At 69.3% G+C, this 17,722-nt stretch carries 5 protein-coding genes and 1 pseudogene; 1 reads left to right on the top strand and 5 read right to left on the bottom strand.

Translation table 11 applies throughout. The features are described from left to right. Positions 1–20: 20 nt before the first annotated feature. Positions 21–431 (top strand): annotated as a pseudogene (locus tag L1785_RS23395) (TauD/TfdA family dioxygenase); the annotation flags it as partial. On the opposite strand, the gene L1785_RS13495 reads toward L1785_RS23395, so the two are convergent. The 5 genes from L1785_RS13495 to L1785_RS13515 form a co-directional block, all read right to left on the bottom strand. After that, the gene (locus tag L1785_RS13495; RefSeq protein ID WP_236089791.1) at positions 392–616 is read right to left on the bottom strand and encodes a hypothetical protein; all 225 of its coding nucleotides are present in this window, start codon (positions 614–616) and stop codon (positions 392–394) included. The pseudogene L1785_RS23395 and the gene L1785_RS13495 sit on opposite strands and share 40 nt — an antisense overlap. Before the next feature lie 2 nt (positions 617–618). Next, complete coding sequence (locus L1785_RS13500) at positions 619–7,842, bottom strand: polymorphic toxin-type HINT domain-containing protein (RefSeq protein ID WP_236089792.1); 7,224 nt, start codon at positions 7,840–7,842, stop codon at positions 619–621. Positions 7,843–7,937: 95 nt separating this feature from the next. Further along, positions 7,938–11,750 (bottom strand): DUF4082 domain-containing protein, encoded by a 3,813-nt coding sequence (locus L1785_RS13505; protein ID WP_236089793.1) that lies wholly within the window; start codon positions 11,748–11,750, stop codon positions 7,938–7,940. A gap of 234 nt (positions 11,751–11,984) precedes the next feature. Beyond that, positions 11,985–12,977 (bottom strand): tyrosine-type recombinase/integrase, encoded by a 993-nt coding sequence (locus L1785_RS13510; RefSeq protein WP_236089794.1) that lies wholly within the window; start codon positions 12,975–12,977, stop codon positions 11,985–11,987. Positions 12,978–13,149: 172 nt separating this feature from the next. Continuing rightward, positions 13,150–17,256: a P-loop domain-containing protein gene (locus L1785_RS13515; RefSeq protein ID WP_236089795.1), complete on the bottom strand. Its 4,107-nt coding sequence runs from the start codon at positions 17,254–17,256 to the stop codon at positions 13,150–13,152. Between the last annotated feature and the right edge of the window lie 466 nt (positions 17,257–17,722).

Genomic DNA, 17,722 nt, shown 5'->3' on the forward strand with positions numbered 1-17,722 from the left:
GGTCGGGGGGCCGTTGGTAGATGCGTCATGTTGCCGCTCGGGTGAGGGACCGTGGGCTCGTCGTCCTGCCCCAGGTCACTGCGTCGCAGTTCGCGGGGATCATCTCCGGGCTGGGTCGGGTCTACCCACACCCCGACGGGGATGCGGACGGACGAACCACGATCAGCCCTTCGCGGCGGCGGGGTGAGCCGGGTGCGGGCTTCACGGTACGGGCGCTGGGCGTGCACACGGACCGGTCCTCGCTGCCCGTTCCGCCGCGGTTCTTGGGGATGCACCTGGTGCGTCACGAGGCTTCGACGGGCGGGTTCCCGCTGTTCGCCGACCTGGATCTGCTCACGGCCGGGCTGTACGCCTCGCGACTGCAGGCAGTCGCGAGGGCGTTCGAGTTGGCTCAGCGGAACCGGTCCTCGCCGGAAGCAGCGAGCCGGACCAACAGTTCCTGCGCATCGGCCAAGCGCATAGCAAGGCCCTTGGCGAGGATGACTCCGGTCTCGACCACCGAGAGCCCTGAACCTCGCAGCCGTAGCGCTTCTGTTGCCGGATCAAGCCCCTCTCCTGCGGCAACACGCTCCCGCAGACCCTGCGCTAGTTCATCGAGTTCTTCTCGTGTCTTCATGCTCACTCCACGTCGAATCCGACTCGTCCAGGGCGCCGAACGGTCCCGTTCTCGAAGAACCGCACGTAGGAGATCTCGACGCGAGAGAATCCCTGCTCTCGGGCCATGTCGAGGATGTCGTTCCTGAGCGCTCCCACGGCAACTGGGCCCATCGGGACGCGTTCCAGCGCATTCCCGCCTGCGGCGAAAACCGACAGGTCATCAAGGTAAAGCGTGCTTCCCGCCACGCGAACCTGCGCCATCAATTCCAGTTCCCCGCCGCCCGTCCGCAGGCTGTGCGCAAAGATGTCGCCATCCGCGAAGTGCGTCACCCCGCTGTAGTCAGCGTTGTGGACCAGAACCGGGGTGCCGCCCGCCAGAGCATAGTAGTTGTGCAGGCCCTCGACGCGGAAGTTGTAGACCGTGACCGGCTCGCCCTGCGGCTCGACGGCAATCGCCTCAACGACGGCCCTGCTCTCGGGCGTGACGAGCAGGTCACCGACGGTGAGGTCTACGGCGTCGACCCAGCCCCGTCCCTCGACCCAGAACGGGTGCTCGGCCGTCGTGGTGAGGACTTCGCCGTCGATCGTCAGCTCAAAGAGCGTCTCCACATGCCGGATGTAGGTCTTGTCGACCGTGCGTAGGACGTCCTCGCCGGTTTCGAAGTCTTTGGCCCAGACCTTGTCGCCAACTTCGATCTCCTCGATTGGCTTCCGGCCGTCCTCTGTGAGGATCAGTGTGCCCGCGACAAAGCACGTCCCACCCGGAATCCCGCAGGTCCCGGTCTTGCATGCGCGTGCAACCGCAGCGAGTGCCTCATCGAGCACTCCAGCGTTCCCAGCGAGCTTGACGCCGGTTGCCGTCCAGCCAATCACTCCCGGTACGGCGCCGATGCATGAGAGACCTGCATTCGCGGCCTCGCCTGCAGAGGCGTACCAGGCGCAGTTGGCAAGGTCGGCCGCCTCACCGTAACCGGGGACGAAGCCTGCGCCGTCGAGTGCACAGTGACCGGCAGAGGCCCATCCGCTGATGCACGATGCTGCGATCGCTGCACCGATCTCGGCCGTGAGCTTGATGGTTTCGTTTATCCGGTCGTCTACTGGCCCTCCGTCTAGAAAGAGGGGATTTGCTGGTGTGTTGGTCTCCTTTGTCGCCGTCGCAACTGCCTTGGAAGGCGAATCAGCCCGCGCCGCTGTCCCCGCTCCGGCGGCCTTGGTAGACCCCCAGGCAACACCGCCGTCCTCGATCATCGCCCCCGCGTAGAGACCCGTCGGGTCGCTCCAGGTCAGCGGATTGTTGTTGGAGTAGGCGTAGGCGTTCCACTGTTGCGGGTCAGCGAGGTCCATCACGGGGTCGACGGTGGCGAATCGGCCGAGGGTCTCGTCGTAGAAGCGGGCGCCGATGAGGGTGAGGCCGGTGCTGTCGTGCTGTTTGCCGAGGAAGCCGTCGTTGGCGCCGGGTGGGCGGGTGCCGCCGCGGAGCTGGCCGAAGGGGTCGGTGTAGGTGCGCTGGACGCTGGTGGTGGTCCAGATGGTGTTGGCCACCGACGCGATGGTGGTGCCGTGGTGGTCGTTGACCAGGGAGGTGACGCCGCCCAGGCCGGCCTTGGTGCGGACGGCGACGGTCTGGCCTTTGAAGGTGTAGCACCGCTGGGCGGTCAGGGTGCCGCTGGTCTTCTCGAGGGTGAGTTCGGTGCCGTCGTGCAGGGTGACTGAGACGGTGTTGCCGTTGAAGCGGGCGATGCGGTTTCCGTCGGCGGTGTAGACGAACTCGCGTGCGCCGTCGTTCGCGGTCAGGCTTGTGAGCTCGGACTCGGGGTCCCAGGTCAGGGTCTGGTCTGCCTGCGCGGCGCCGGGGCGGGTGAGGGTTCGCCCGGTGTCGTCGTAGGTGTATGCGGCCGTGGTCGTGCTGGTCGGGGTGCCGGTGGTGTCGGCGGTGGGGAACGCCTTGGTCGTGGTTCCGACCACGGCGTGCGGTCCCGCGTTGTCCGCAGTATTGAGCCCGTCTCCGAGCTGGTACTGGGTCAGGGTCGTGTTGGTGGTGCCGTCGGTGGCGTGGACCTTCTGGCCGGTCCGGTTCCCGGCCGCGTCGTAGCCGTACTCGGCCCAGTAGGGCGCCGCGCCACCCACGCTCGCGGGCGTCGGGCTGCCGGTCGGGCAAGCGCCGGACACTGCGGTGTGTGCCTGGGTCAGGCGGCGCAGGGCGTCGTAGGTAAAGCACTGGTTGTCCTCGTGCGTCGGCCCCGCCAGGGCCGGGTTGCCGGGCTGGTCCTTGATCGAGGTGACGTTGCCGGCCTGGTCATAGGCGTAGGTGACGTTCAGGTCGGTGTAGTTGATCCGCTCGCGGTCGAGCGCGATGTTGGTCAGGCGTGCGGTGCCGTGCTCGTACTGGTAGCTGACGACGGCGCCGTAGGTGGTGCCGAGGTCCAGTGCGGCGGTGCGCCCGTAGGCGTCGGTCCTGGAGTCGGCGACGTAGGTGCCCCAGCCGAACCCGCCGGACAGCCACGACGGCTGTGAGGCGGTGTCGTAGGTGGTGGTGACGGTCTCCTTGCCCAGGACCTGGACCCCGGTCGAACTGGTGATCGCGGGGAGGATCGTCCTGGTGAGCGTTCCACCGGGGGTGTACTCGTAACCGGTGGTGTAGGTGTCCCCGGACAGGGCGCCCAGGCGCGCGTCGGTACCGAGCCGGGTCGTGGTCCCGGTGGGCCGGTAGGCGGCGTCGTACCCGGTGGTGGAGGTGACATACGCCGTCGTGGTGTCCTCGGGCGTGGTCGTGGGGGTGAGGAACCGCAGGGAGGCGGTGGTCTGCCCCTTGACCGTGACCGCCGACGTGCCGGTCAGGGGGACGCCGGCGGCGTCGGTGAGCTGGTCGTAGACCCACCTGGCCCGCACGGGCCCGGTCACGGACCCGTCGCGGACGGTCGTGCGCCGCCCGAGCTGGTCGTAGGTGTAGGCCAGGGTTTGCCCCGCACCGTTGGTGGCGGTGGTGACCTGTCCTGCCAGGTCGTAGCTGGTCGTCGTCGTCCCGGCATCGGGGTCGACGGCGCGCGTCTGCCGTCCGGCCCAGTCGTAGGAGTAGGACCAGACCGACCCGGCCGCGTCCGTCATGCCGGTCAGGCGACCGGCCACGTCGTGCCGGTAGGAGGTGACCTGCGTTGCCAGCTGCCGCACATCTGCCGCGGTGCGGGCGCCGGCATTCGCGACGGGGTCACGCAGGTACTGGGTCAGGGTCGTGGTCCGCCCCCGCGCGTCGATGGTGCTGGCGGTCGGCGTGCCGCCGTCGGGCGGGACCACGGTCGTGGTGAGGCCGTCGTACTCGGTGGTGGTACGCCACTTCTCTGTCCGGGCGGCGGTGGGGTCCTCCGGGTTGCCGACGAAGAACCGCTCCACGGTCGCCCGTCCGGCACCGTCGTAGGTGACCTGGGTCGTGGCCGGTGCCTGCTCGGTCGGCTGGAACAGGTGCGCCGACGGTGTCCCGTGGGCGTACCAGGGGCTGGTCGTGGCGATCGGACGGCCCGCGGTGTCGAACGTGGTGTCGGTGGCGAGCAGGCCGGTCTCGAGCAGGTTCTTGTTGCCGTCGTAGACCCGGTGCTTGGCGTCGGCGGACTCGGCCTGCGACTGGACCACGCGCCCGAGGCCGTCGTAGATCGACGCCGAGGAGTGGTAGGTGGACCCGTCCGCGCCGAGGGTCTTGGTGACCACCGCGTTGATGCCCGTGGCGGACAGGGAGTACTCGTGCATGAGGCTTGGGCTCTTGCCCTGCCGTTCGGGCAGCCACACCTCGGTCAGGCGGCCAACCTTGTCATAGCTCGCGGTGGTGATCTTGCCGTTCGGGTCGGTCACCTTCACCGGGACACCGCGCAGCGGGTCGAGCTGCGTCGTGGTCACGGACTTCTCGACCGGGCCTGTCCCGTCCGGGTCGGGTGAGGTCGTGGTGACCGAGGCCGGCACGCCCGCACCCTGCGGGTCGAACGTCGTCCTGGTGATCCTGTTCAGGACGTCGGTGTTCTCGATGGGGCGGCCGAGGTCGTCGTAGATGACCGTGGACACGGTGAGCAGGTTCGGCTGACCGTCCGGTCCCAGGGGTGTGTCCGGGTGAAGAGACAGCGACTTGGTCGGGCGCCCGGAGTTGTCGAACTCTGCTCCCTGCACGGTGACCAGGTCCCCGGGAAGCGCCGGGCCGGCACCGCACGGCGTCGACACGGTCGTGGTGCGGTTCGCCGCACCCATCACGTGACGGGTGGCCAGCGCGTCGCGCCGGTCGTAGGTGACCGTCGTGCACAGGTCGTCATCACCGGTGGCGAGGTCACCGGAGTCGGCGACCTGGGTCACCTGCCCGTACTCGTCCATAGTCGTCACCGTGCGGGTGACCGCGTCCGCGGCCCCGTCCCTGCCGTACACCGCACCGGTCGTCTCGGTGCCGGTGATGCGGGTGGCGACGACCGTCGGGTCGACGTCGTCGGTCAGGTAGGGGTCGCTCTTGCGTCCGGTCTCGGCGACCTGAGGAACGGTGACCGTCGTCGAGACCGGGTTGGCGCCGTCGTAGGTCGTGGTCTGGAAGGGCTGACCGGCAAGCCGAGGCTTATCGGTCGGGGACACGGCCGGCTGCCCACCGGTGCCGTCGAGGTCGGCGTCGAGCGTCCTGGCGTCGATCCCGAGGTAGTACTTGGTTTCGGTCTTCTCCTGGCCGACCTCATGGGCTGCCCCGGTGAAGGTCGTCACCGTCGGGAAGCCGCGCAGCTCAGACCAGGTGCGGTCGGTGATCCTGGTCAGGGGGCTGTCGGTCTTGCCCCAGTACGGCCCGTTGGCGTCGTAGACGTAGTTGGTCTGGATCCCGACTGCCTCGGAGATGGCGTTCGGGGTCTGGGTGACCTGGGTGACGACGTACTTGTGGAAGTACCCCACGACCTCCTTGCCGTCCGGCTCCTGCCACTCCACGGGGAAGCACAGCTTGCGGTTGCCCTCGGGTGACGTCGGCTCGGCGGTGCACTTGTGCGCGTCGGGCAGCTCGTAGCTGATCGAGATCGTCGCGCCGGTCTCGGTGTGGATGCCCTCGACCCGGTACCGGTTCAGGGCCGGGCGCCCGAGGGTGCCCGAAGCGACCCGGTTCTGGAGGGGATCACCGGTGAACCACACCGGATCCAGGGCGAAGTCGTCCCCGGTATCGACCGTGCCGTTAGCGGCCTTGCGGGTGATCGAGGACAGCCACAGCGTGTAGCCGAGGGTGTCGCCCGGGTCGCGGAACTCCTGCGCCAGGGACCAGATGTCGACGGGCTTGTAGTCCCCGCCGGTGTGCACCGTCGTGGCGATCGTGGTCAGGCGCTGGGTGGTGAAGAACGCCGGGGTCTGCACCCGCGGGCAGGACGTGGACGAGTCGCACACCAGGTCCAGGGGCGTGTCGAACCACGCCGCGGCCTGCGGGTTCTTCAGGTCCACCAGGCCGCACGGGTGGCCGCCGGTGGGCATGCACCGCTGAGCCGTAGCGAACTCGACCCTGTACGGGGCGGTGGTGACACCCTCGCGCAGGCCGTACTCGATGCTCGTCGGGTACCCGCCGCGCGTGTACTCCTTGACGCCGTCCTCACCACCACCCGAGGCGTAGTAGTTCTTCTCGGCCTGGTAGTGGTACCGCATCACGTTGCCCGAGGTGTCCCGCACGGACTCCAGCAGCCACCGCCACGCCTGGACCTGGTCCGAGCCGGTGAACGCCGCGACATGGCCCGGCTCACCCGGGTGGTTGCCGTACACCGGCACCGTCCACGTCGACTCGGTCGACGCGCCGAACGTGTACACCGTCCCGTCCGTCGTGGTGACGACCCAGTGTTCACCGACGCCGTCGACCGCGCCTCCCCCGTCACCGTTGCTCGCACCGTTCAGGTGCTGGACCTTGGTGCCGTCCTCGTCCTTGACCCGCCACACGTCGGCGTCGTCCTTGAACAGCTGCAGGGCGTGACCGTCGAACACCAGGTTCGCGTTGTCCAGGCCCCAGCACAGGTCACCGGTCTTCTTGGCGGCGTTGTTCGGCACCTGTCCGGCGACCGCGTCGGTGTCCTGCGAGCACGGGACGTAGGACCGTTCGACGAACCCGGTGGTCAGGTCCCACCCGTCCCCGACCCAGGACGCCTGCGGATTGGACCCCGGAGACCGGGCGTCCAGCCCCGCCGAGGAGTACGACAGCGCCAGCGACGGTGCCGGGCCCGCCGGCGGGGCCGGGACCTGGATCGGGTAGGACCAGGAGAAGTCGCCGGTCGCGCCGCCTGCGTTCCACGACGCGGACGGTGACAAGGGTGATGCACCCCAGTCGCCGGCCGACCCGGAATTCACCGGTGCCAACCCGATGTCCGTACCCGAGCCCGACTCGCTGGTGGTGGCCTGCATGATCGAGGGCTCTTCGGTGGCAGACAGCTCGCTGGTCGACGACGTGAACGTCGCCCCCTCGACGGACGCGCCGCCGGCGGGCAGCTCGACGGTGGCCGTCACCTTCTGCGCCGCCGGGTCGTTGACGGACGTCTCCAGCGGGACCAGCGCACACTCCGGAGCGTCGGGGGTCGTTGCCGCGCACTCGGGCACGCTCACCAGTGCCAGGCGTGAGCCGAATCCGCCGCCGAACGCCTGCGCGTACTGGGAGTAGGGGACGCTGAGGGTGATCGACGACGACTCGACGCTGGGCTCGGGCTCCGCCGTCATCGCCGCCCCGTCGGCGCTGGCGACCTGCTGCGAGCTGGAAGCCTCCGGCTGCGCGCTCAGGTCGGTCAGGTCCAGAAGGACACCTACGCCCGACGCCTGCGCCGAGACCTGGTCGGCCACCTCGATCTGCAGGGTCGACGGCGCGGGCTCCCCGGGCACGGGCGCGACCTCCAGCTCCAGGCCGCCCACGGTCGACGTCCCGCCGGACTCGCCGACGTCGACGATCACCACACCCTCGGTGGGAAACGTCGCCGTCGGGACCGGCGGGACCGTGACCTGCGGGACCGGCTCGGCCGTCGCGACAACGGCTGTCGCGTCAACCTGCTCCGGCATGATCAGCTCAGCGATCGCCTCGGCAAGGTTCGCTCCGCGATCCTCGAGCGCGTCCAGCAGCGACTCCTGGGCGGCCAGGATCTGCACCGTGACCGGCGCGGCCGCGGCTGGGTCCGTGCCGAGCACGACCACCACGAGCCCAGCAACCGTGCCCGCCCACGCCCGCCGCGCACGGGCGGACAGCGACCAACGGCTACGGGCTGAGGTCTTGTTCCAGCTGCGCGTCACGAGCATTCCGTTCTGGCCTGCACGCGGCGCGGCGGGGCCCATCTTGCTGTCGCTTCGAGGGTCGCGGGGAGCGCGGGCCCCGCCGAGGATGCCGCTCATGACTGTGCCGGGGTGAAGAGAACGTCCACCCAGAAGCCGTCCGTTGTGCTCTCGGTCGGGAACCCGGCCTGGTCCCAGACATAGACCCCACCGGGCGCGGGAGTCGTCAACGCCCCACGCGTCCGAGACGTGGCCATGCCGTTGTAGTTCGTGGAGTACCGGCCAACCGGTGCGTGGTAACCCACGATCAGCTCGGCGCCGGAACTGACCGCCACAGGGTCGGCGAACGTGAGCGTCTGCCACCCCGAAGCCGTCTCACCGGTGAACGTGCCCGACGCGAGCAGCGTCCCTCCCGCAGTCCACAGGTACCCGGTGTGCGTTCCCGTGTTCTGCGAGCCCTTGTAGAACCGGATGCCCGTCACAAGTCCAGGCGCGGCCACCTTCACCCGCGTCCCCACAGTGATCTGGCGCGAGGTCGCCTCGTTGACCACCGCGGGAGTGTCCGACGTCGTCCACAACGACTCCACCGGGCCGAACGGGGCGGTCGGCGCCTGCTCCACCGAGTCCTTGACGGTGGGATCCAGCGGGGCGAAGCCCGTAGCAGGATCGGCCGCGAAGTCCGTCGCCTCAGCGCCCTGGCACAGCCTTCGGATCTTCGCCGGTCCGACGACCTCACCGGTGAAGACGCGCACGTCATCGACCAGGCCGTGCCAGTTCCCGTCCGCCTGCTTGTGCCGCCCGACCGTCAGACCACCGGGCGAGTACCACGACGAGGTGTAGTGGGTGGTTGCCGCCGCCCCGGGGATCGCTGTCCCGGGTGCCTCGGCGATACCCACATCACACACCCGCAACGAGATCTCATCCGCCCCGGCGTCGTGCACCGCCACCAGCTGCACCCACGTTCCAGGGTTGACCTTGTCCTCGGCGTTCGCCTGTACCGACGTACCAACCACGTCTGCGTCGAACATCGTGAACGACCAGCAACCCGGCCCGTCAGCGCCGGCCGGGCAGTCCCGGTCCCGGTACCCCAGCTCGAACCCGGACACGTTCAGCCCGTCCTGCCCCACGGCAGTGGCGAACCTGCCCGTGCCCACCGCGGCCGGATCGAGCCGGACCCGCGCTGAGACCACAAAGCTCTCTCGCGTATCGATGACCGGACCTGAAGTGGCCGCCCAGTCGTCACCGTCCGAGGAGAACGCCAGGTCACCGGTGCGCGCCCCGAACTCCGTCAACGCACCTTGCTCACGCGCGGGCGCACCACCCGACGGCACCAACGGCAACGCTCCCCTGCCCGAGGTGTCGTGGTAGGGCGCGGCCTGGTCGTCGAAGGTCCACGCGCCGTCCTCGACCGCCTCGGCCACGTCGAACTTGTACGTCGTAGGCAAGGACGCATTGCCTGCGTCGTCGATCGCCTGCACGTACAGGTAGTGCGGTCCGGCGGTCTGCGGGGCCCACCAGATGTCCAGCGACATGTCGGCCGCGGTGTGGTAGCCACTGCCCATCGCGGGGTCGTCAAAGCCCCACGCATAGCGCGCGACGTCCGTGTCCGACGTTGCGGGCGTGAACGTGAACTTGCCCACGACCCCGACACCGCCAGCCTCCGTCGCCGGATAGTTCGACGAGGTCACCGTCGGCGGTTCGGGCGCCACCGGGTCAAACACGAAACGACAGCCCGTCATCGGACCAAAAGCCCCGCTGTCGGCATCCTGGCCACCGGTGCGGAACTCATACCTCCCGTTTGGCGTCAGCTTGCCCACCGGAACCGGAACATTGAACTCGTTGTTGGAGCTCTCGGGACGGCTCGCCTGGGTCCCGTCCCCGTCCCAGGCATCCCACGCGAACCCCCCCGTGTCGAGGTTGACGATGTCCAGGTTCGCCGCAACCGACTCATCGTCCGGGTCGTCCACCCGCCAGTAGATCGTCGGCGTCGACCGCAGCTTCGGATACGGCTGGGTCACCACGCACGGGATCTCGTTCGGGCTTGTCACCTTGATGCCCCACGGCAGGCCCGGCGCCTTGTCTTCGACGTTCAGCCACAGGTACGGCTGACCGGACCCAGCGTTGCCGCTGTTGAACTTCTTCCAGCCGTACATGTCCCCTTCGTTGGACGCCTTGAGGCCGAAGGTTATCTGCGGGTCGGCGTGGTCGGACGCCCACTGGATCTGGGAACGAGCTGAGATGCCCACCCAACCCGCACCGCACGCGCCGTCGTGCCCCCTCGTGTCGTACGAGGTGCTCTGATACGACAGCCAGCCCGGCTGAGCGTTCCAGCGTGTCCCCGTACCGACGCCTCCGGTGTGCCAGAACTCCCAGCCACGTGCCTCGCACGAGTAGGACCAGTTCGCCCACAGGCCGATGTGCGCATCAAGGATGACGCGGCCAGCGAATTCCGCGGTCTGGAACTGGAGGAACGACCGCGCCACGGTGCTTCCGTTGAACGTCCCCAGGCGCAGCTCCGCATCGTTCGACTTGTCCACCGTCGAGTCCGACTGGACCCAGGTATCGAACCCGGCTCGGCTCAGCTCCGGGTCCACGATCACCGGGTACACCGTGTCCGGATCGCTCAGGAAACCCATGTCCGGACGCAGCACCATCCGCACCGCCTGCGGATGATCCGCGACCACAGCGGCCGCCACCGTCTCGGAGGTCGGCTCCTCGACGGACATCGACGACTCCGCCATCGCCGCTGTTTCGCCCACGCCGGCGCCGGCCGTCACGGGTTGCAGCTCTACCCCAACCGGGAACTGCCGGTCCGACTCCGGCTCCGGCGAGCTCGCCGCAGCCGCGACCCGCGGGTCCACCTCATCGGTGCCCGCCGCCTCGGGAGCGGCCTCGGACTCCGAGGCCGTCGAGGTGAGCAGCGACGGCGCGGCGAACGACTCAGGCTCAGACAGGCTCGGAGCCTCGAACGGCTCGTCAGCGACCGCCGAGCGATACACCGAAGCGGCCTCGACCCGCTCGAGCGCCGCGTCGCTGACCCCGCCCCAGCCCGCCGGCGGCAGCGGCGTGCGCTCGCGCGTTCCGGCCACCCAGTCCTGGGCAACCGGGTGCAAGCGGTCGCCGTCTGCCACCGCGTCCCACATCATCGGCTCCGGCACGACGCTCGCCGCAGTGGCCCCGTCGCTGCCCAGCAGCTCCAGCCCGCCCGCGCCGTCGAACCGGACCCCGCCCTCAGAGGCGACCTGAACAGGCAGCTCGACCTCGGACGCCGGAGCCTGCGCGATCACGAAGAAGACCTCTGCGCCCGAGGTGTTGACCTCGACCACCACATCGACGCCCACGCCGGCGGCGTCCTGCCACGTCGCACGCGGACCGTCCAGCACCGGCGTGGGAAGGTCACCCTCCCAGCCGAGCGACTGCCGAGTCCCATCCTGTGCCGTGAGCTCGACCAACGACTGCGGCGACGTCGCATCACCCGCACCTCCGGCAGAGATCACCACGTCACCCGGTACCGCCACCGGGCGGACCAGGCCGTCGTCGAACACCAGCGTGGTGTCCACCGGCGCCCAGTCCTCCAGCGCCGTACCGTCACCGCCGGTCTGCAGCCAGCGCGGGCCGCTCGACTGTCCCAGCGCGATCGTGCCGTCCGGGAGCCACAAGGTCTCCCCCGACTCCCCCCGGGAGGACAAGTCCTCGACCGGCTCGCCCGTCGCCACCGCCAGAGCAGCAGCCCTGCCACCGTCAGACGCGAACAGGTACCCGTCCTGCGTGCGATCCATCCCCGACGTGTCCACCGGCTCGGCCAGCGTGACACCTGCCTCCGCAGGTGCCGGCGACGTCGGCGACGCCCACGCCGAACCACCCGACACCACGATCAGAGCAACGACACCCGCAACCACGCGGGCGCCGGCGCGCGACGACCAGCCCATCAGACATTCCTCCAACGCCCAGGAACGCCCCAGAGCAGGCGAAATTTAACACTCCAGAAAAAGCCCTCAGACCGCGCCGACGGGTGAAATCAGCCCCCCTGGGGGCACGGTGGCGGCCCACTCGGGAAGCACTGCCGTGCTCGGGCTCGGCGCCCAACCGATTGAGCCAGAGGGGAGATCGCTCGCAGGACTGCGCCGCTGCGGTAGGTCGGGGCAAGCGCGAGCCCAGTACTTTCAGAGTCCGAGCGCACGACTTGATGTGTTCGTCATCTCTTCGATCGGCCGGATGTGGTGGTGCACGAGAGTGGCGAGGTCACGGTGCCTGGTCTGGGCCGCGATCCGGTCCAGCGGCACGCCCGCCATCGCGGCCGTGGTCGCGTGGCCGGCGCGCAGCGAGTGGGTCGACACACGGTCGGCCGGGACGCCGGCGTCCCTCGCACGATCGTGGACTACCCGGCAGATCGTCCGTCCGGACAGCGCCTCGGGTCCGGCCGTGCCGTCCGCGGCCACACGCGTGAACAGCGCCCCCGGCCGCGTGCCACGGACTTGCAGCCAGGCGCGCACCGCCTCGACGGGGTCGGTGGCCCGGCCGGCGCCGGCCGCCGCCGCGATGACCTGTCCCCGTCCGTCGGGGTCGGTCTTGGACCGGCGCACCGTCACCAGAATCCCGCCCGGTTCGAACGCCAGGTCGGCCAAGGTGAGGGCGGCAAGCTCTGGGCGGCGCAGCGCGGAGGCGAAGCCGAGCAGGATCAGGGCGCGGTCGCGGACCCCGGTCGTGGTGCCGGCGTCGATGACCTCAACAATGCAACAGATGTCCTCGCCCAGCAGCGGGCGGGATTGACGGCGCGGCGCCACACCGATGATGCGACGCAGGCCCCGGCGGACCCGCCCGACGGTCGCGTCGGCGATCGGGTTGGGCAGGGCGGTGCGGAGGTGCTCGTACCGGATGGCGGCGCAAGCCAGGTCGAGAGTCGCGTAGGACTTGCCCTGGTGGGCCCGGTCGGTGAGGTAGGCACACACCGTCGCTGAATCGGCGGGCAGCGCCTGCATGCCGCGGCCCGCGCACCACCTGGCGAAGATGCGCCATGCCGAGGCATAGACGGCCAGGGTGCTGGAGGCGTGCTCCGCGGCGACCGCCGCGACGATGCGATCGATGTCTTCGGCAGTCAGGCCGGGCGGGAGTGCCTGGTCGGCGCGGGCGGGAGCGGGTATCAATGAGGTAGTCACAGCAGCCGTGATACCGGCCGACCGGAACGGCGGCTCGCTACGTCCGCAAAACCGGGTTTCTGGCGGGGTCAGAGGACCCGCACACGGTCGCAACGGAGCGGGGCCCAGCTCGTTGACCTTCCGGGCTGCCAGAGTCTCGTGACCGGTTCCTTCAGGTCCGGTCGGTGTGGTGTCACGGCGACAGCACAGGGTCGACGGAGTAGATCGTCTCAACGCTGTCCCCGTTGGCCACGAGGACCTCTGGGAGCTTCTCGGCGAGGTCGTCGACCACGTCCACGACTGGGCCGTACGCGACAGCGAGGGTCAGGACGGCGCGGGCGTCGTCGCCTGTGCAAAGCTCGCACAGGTACAGGATGGCGCCTCGCAGTTCTGGTGTCATCGGCGTCGTGGTGACGAGCCGGACAGCGTGTGTGATCTCGTCCCGGGCCGTGTGCGCCCGCACCGCCGCGGGAACCAGCCCTTCGCGGGTTTGTGCGTCCTCGGCGTCGCGGTACTCGGCGAGGGCCTCGGCGGTGAAGCCTCCGGCGACGAGGCCGTGAACGGACCGCTCAGTGAATCGGCGGCGGGTGTCGCCCGTGAGACTGTCGCGATACCGCCGAATCTCGTCGAACTGCCCCAGCCTGCCCAGGGCGTGCGCTAGCGCGCCGCTGAGATCTTCATGGTCCGACGCGTGGGCGTGGCTCATGACTTCCTCGACGGAAATAACGGCGCTAGGGCCTCCCGCGTAGTCTAGTGCCCGGAAGAGTAGGGATCGGCGCTCGCTAGAGAGGGACCCTTTCGCGATCGTCAGGACCGCTGCAAGGTATTCGCGAGCCTGCTTTGCGAGACCGAGTTCGATCGAAGTGTCTGCGATCAGGAGTGCGGCCTCCGCCCGTTTCGAGTCGGTGCTCAGTCGATCCAGGCGCGCCACGGCGACGTCGAGGATGGTGACTGCAGTGGCCGGATTGAGGTACTGGCGTGCAGCATCCGCGAGTAGGGCGAGCCACCATGCATCAACATATGGCGCCTTGGGCAGGACAATCGTCAGGAGCTCGATCACCTGGGCTCGCGCCGCTGGGTTGATGGGGGCGATGTACCGCATCACGTCGAGTAGCGAGTGCGGGTCAATTCGGCCGGATGGCAGACCTTCCGCGAAGGTGGCGACCACCTCTTCCACGACGTCCCGCGCTCGGTCAACCTCATTTGCACGAGCCAGCGTCGCCGCGACACGGCACAGCGGCGTCCATCCCGTCGGCGTGTAGCGGAGAGTTTCCCGGTGTGCCTCGTGGAGCGCTGCGCTCAGTGCGGAGCGCGAGCCCTCGGAGTCACCCAGTTCGTAGCGTGTCAGCCCGAGGGCACTCAGTACTTGCGATGCGTCCGGTGCGGACACAACAGTTCGTGCAATTTCCTCGGCAGCGATGGCGGCGATGTGGGCGCGCTCTGCGTCGCCCTGCTTGACGGCGTGAAGCGCGATGGATCCCAGCGTCGCGGCCCGGTGGCCGGGGTAAGTGATAGCGGCAAGCGCCGCCTCCGCAGCTCGGAACCGGCCAGCGGCCCCGTGATGCTGGGCCACGGCTATGAGAGCATCCGACACGTCAGTTTCGCGGGGCAGCCCGCGGAGGAGGTCATGTGCCGGCTCCACCTGGCCCATCGTGGCCAGGGTCGCCGAGATGCGTGCCAGGGCATCATGCCGTTGGTCGAGGTCTGTGATGCGGTCTGCGGTCGCCAGAGCTTCATCGACGTCACCGGTGCGTGCTAGCCGGCGGGCGAGCCAGGCGAATGACGCCTCTCGCTGTGACCCCGTGTCTGGCTCCGTGGTGGTGTCAGCGAGGTCGCGCGCCTCCAGGGCAATCAACCGGGCCTTCTGCAGGGCGTTGAGGTCACAGGCCAGAGTCGCGGCGTTGTCCAGCTGTTCCATGCGGTGCCCGACGTCAGGCAGGCCTCTCGCAATGTCAGTGACCCGATCGAGCAATACCAGAGCAGTAGTCAGGTCTCCAGCTGCGACCGCGGCGCCCGCCAGACCACGAAGTGCCCGGAGCCGGTCTTGTGGTTCAGGAATCGAAGTCGCCTCGGCAATTGCGGCGGACACGACATCCGCCGACGAGCGAAGATCGCGCCTTCGTGCCCGGGCAGCGACAAGCGACTCGACTGCCACTACGCGGTGCAGGGCGTCCGGCAAGAGGCCCAGCTGATCGGCAACCGTCGGGAGTTCGCCGGCGCTCTCTGGAGCCACGAGCTCCAGCAGGTCACGAGCGACGCCGTCCGGTTCAAGACGACGGCTGGCGTCCTCGTTGCAGACCCGCCGTAACAGGTCTGTCGCCTGCTCGCGGAAGCCCGTGGCGTACAGCCTCTCCGCCAGTTCAAGTCTCCGGTCCACAAGCCATCCACGGCCTGCCAGGATCGCAGCCGCGCATGCCTTCTCGACCACACGCCCCACGCGGTCGGTGTACCCGCACTCGATCAGCGGCTGGACGAGCCGTCCAAGAGCATCGGCCTGCTTGCCCGGGTCGACGGATGACTCCGCCAGGGCCTCCGCGCGCCGCGGGTCCCCGAGCCGGACCCACACCTCAGGCACCTCCTCGGGAAGGTTCCCGTTCCGGTCGGACAGGTGATCCCGAACGAGCGCCAGGAGGACGGTCTGCTCCAGATCGGCGGGATCCTTCGCGACGTGCTCGATCGTCGCGTTCACCTGTCCAAGTCCTGCTGCGTCTCCTCCGGTCGCGGAGCGCAGCAGCTCCAACCGCGCGAGGTCGGCGACGTGGCCCACGAGTCCGACGACGTCTCCGGCCTTCAGCAGGACTCTGTAGAAGCCTGCCAACAGGTACTCCGGCGTGTCCGCCGGCCAGCCGCGGTCACGGTACTCCCCTGCCCACCGCACAAGCGCAGCAAGCTTCTCGGTCGACTCCCGCCGTGAGATGCCCTCCTCGGCCGCATCCCGCAGCTTGTCGTGCGCGAGCATGACCTCCTCGGCGGCAGACCAGACCTGGTCGCGGAGCTGATACGCCCGCCCGGAGTGCGAGTGGAGCACCCCCCGCACGTGCGGCACCGTCTCACCCGTCAGCTCGGCCAAGTCGGCGACTGTCAGGCCGCCGCGTGCCACCGTCACGAACGCGAGGACCTCGTGCTGCAGCCCGCGGTCCTCCAGGTGCGCCCGGAGCTGAAGCTCCGCCTGCGCCTTGATCGCGAGTCCGTGAGGCGAAGGGTCCAGGAGCCGGACGGCGGCAGGGTCGCGCAACGGGTGGTCCGCCTGGACATCAGCCGGGATGGGCGGGTTCTGCCGCCCCGCCACGATCACCCGGAACGACCCGCCCGCGGGCTTGGGCAGGATCGAAGCGATGCTCCGCATCGTCCCGGAGCCGGTGACACCCTGGTCCTCGTCGAGCCCGTCCACGAGCAGGACGAGCCGTTCGCCGCGGGCCGTGCACGCCTCGTCGGCTTGCACCACCAGCTCCCAGAAGAAGTCCCGCTTGCGATTGCCTGCGATGTTGGCGGGCACGGGCACCTCGGCGATCTCCGCGAGCTGCGGGATGACGAGCTCGAGGAACGCCTCGCAGTCCGCCTCCGAGGCGTCGCGCGCGATGATGAAGAACGAGACAATCCGCACGTTGTCGGGCGGGTTGTCGACGAAGTGCGCCATCAGCGCGGTCTTGCCAGCCCACGGCCCGGCCTGCCACCAGACATACGCGGCGCCGTCCGGCCGGGTGCAGATCTCGCTCAGCTCGGCGAGCTCGGCGTCCCGCTCTTTCAGTGCCTCGGGGCGGAGCTGGCGGACTCGCACGAGGTACTTCGTGTGATGCGGGCGGGGCACGTCGGCGGGCTTGGTGATGACGACGGAGCCAACGGCTCCCGTGATGTTCGTGCTGTTATCGCCTGCTTGCACCTGCCCGCTGCGGTGTACTTCCATGGCCCCGGGGCCGACGGTGTCCCCCCTCGCACCCTCCGTCGTGGCCGCCTCCCCCGCGCCCGCGCCGCTGACCACCCGTACCCCTGTGTGCGCCTCCCCGTCATCCTCGACAGTGGCGCTCCCCGTCCGCCACAGTTTCAGCGAGCCGGGCAGCGCGTCGGCGGGCGCGTTCACTCCGGTAGTAGCCGTCGATCCGCGCCCGCCCTGTGCCCGACCGGTCCGCGACACTCGCCACCGACCCGTTGCGCCCTCACCAGCTCCCGGCCGCGAGAACAGCGGCACGACAGCGGCTCCCACCGCGAGCACCCCGCACACCGCGCTGACGGTCCCGGCGACCTGCTCGCCCTGCTTCCACTTCAGCACCGCAAGGACCACGAAGACGGCGGTGGCGACCACGCCGGTAATCACGACGGTCAGGCGACGTGGGCTCAAGATCGGCTCCAGCGGGGAGGGCCAGCGGTGCACGGTGCCCGAGAGCATATGGGCGTTTTGCACGACGCGCCCCTCGTAGCGGCTGCCACTCGGCGGCCGGCCACTTGGGCACGACGGTCCCGTTGAGGAGCAGGTCGTCCGCGCGCACGGCCCTGATGCCAGTCAATGGTGCGACCGGAACCCCGTTCGCCACGTCCCGTCACCCCCGACAGTCCGGCCGGTCCGGCTTCGCTGCCGGACGTCTCACCGTAAACCGGGGTTTCTGGCGGGGTCAGAGGGCCGCGCGACTGCTGACGCGGTCATGACGGATGATGGTCGCCCCGGACACGCCGGGGGTCGCGACGGTCGTGCCGCCGTGGGTGTAGTAGCGCTGGGCGGTAACCGTCGTGCCGGTGAGGGTGAGTTCTTGCCCGCCGGGCTGGCGAACTAC

It is taken from the genome of Antribacter soli, assembly GCF_021568775.1.
Classification (GTDB): Bacteria; Actinomycetota; Actinomycetes; order Actinomycetales; family Cellulomonadaceae; genus Antribacter; species Antribacter soli.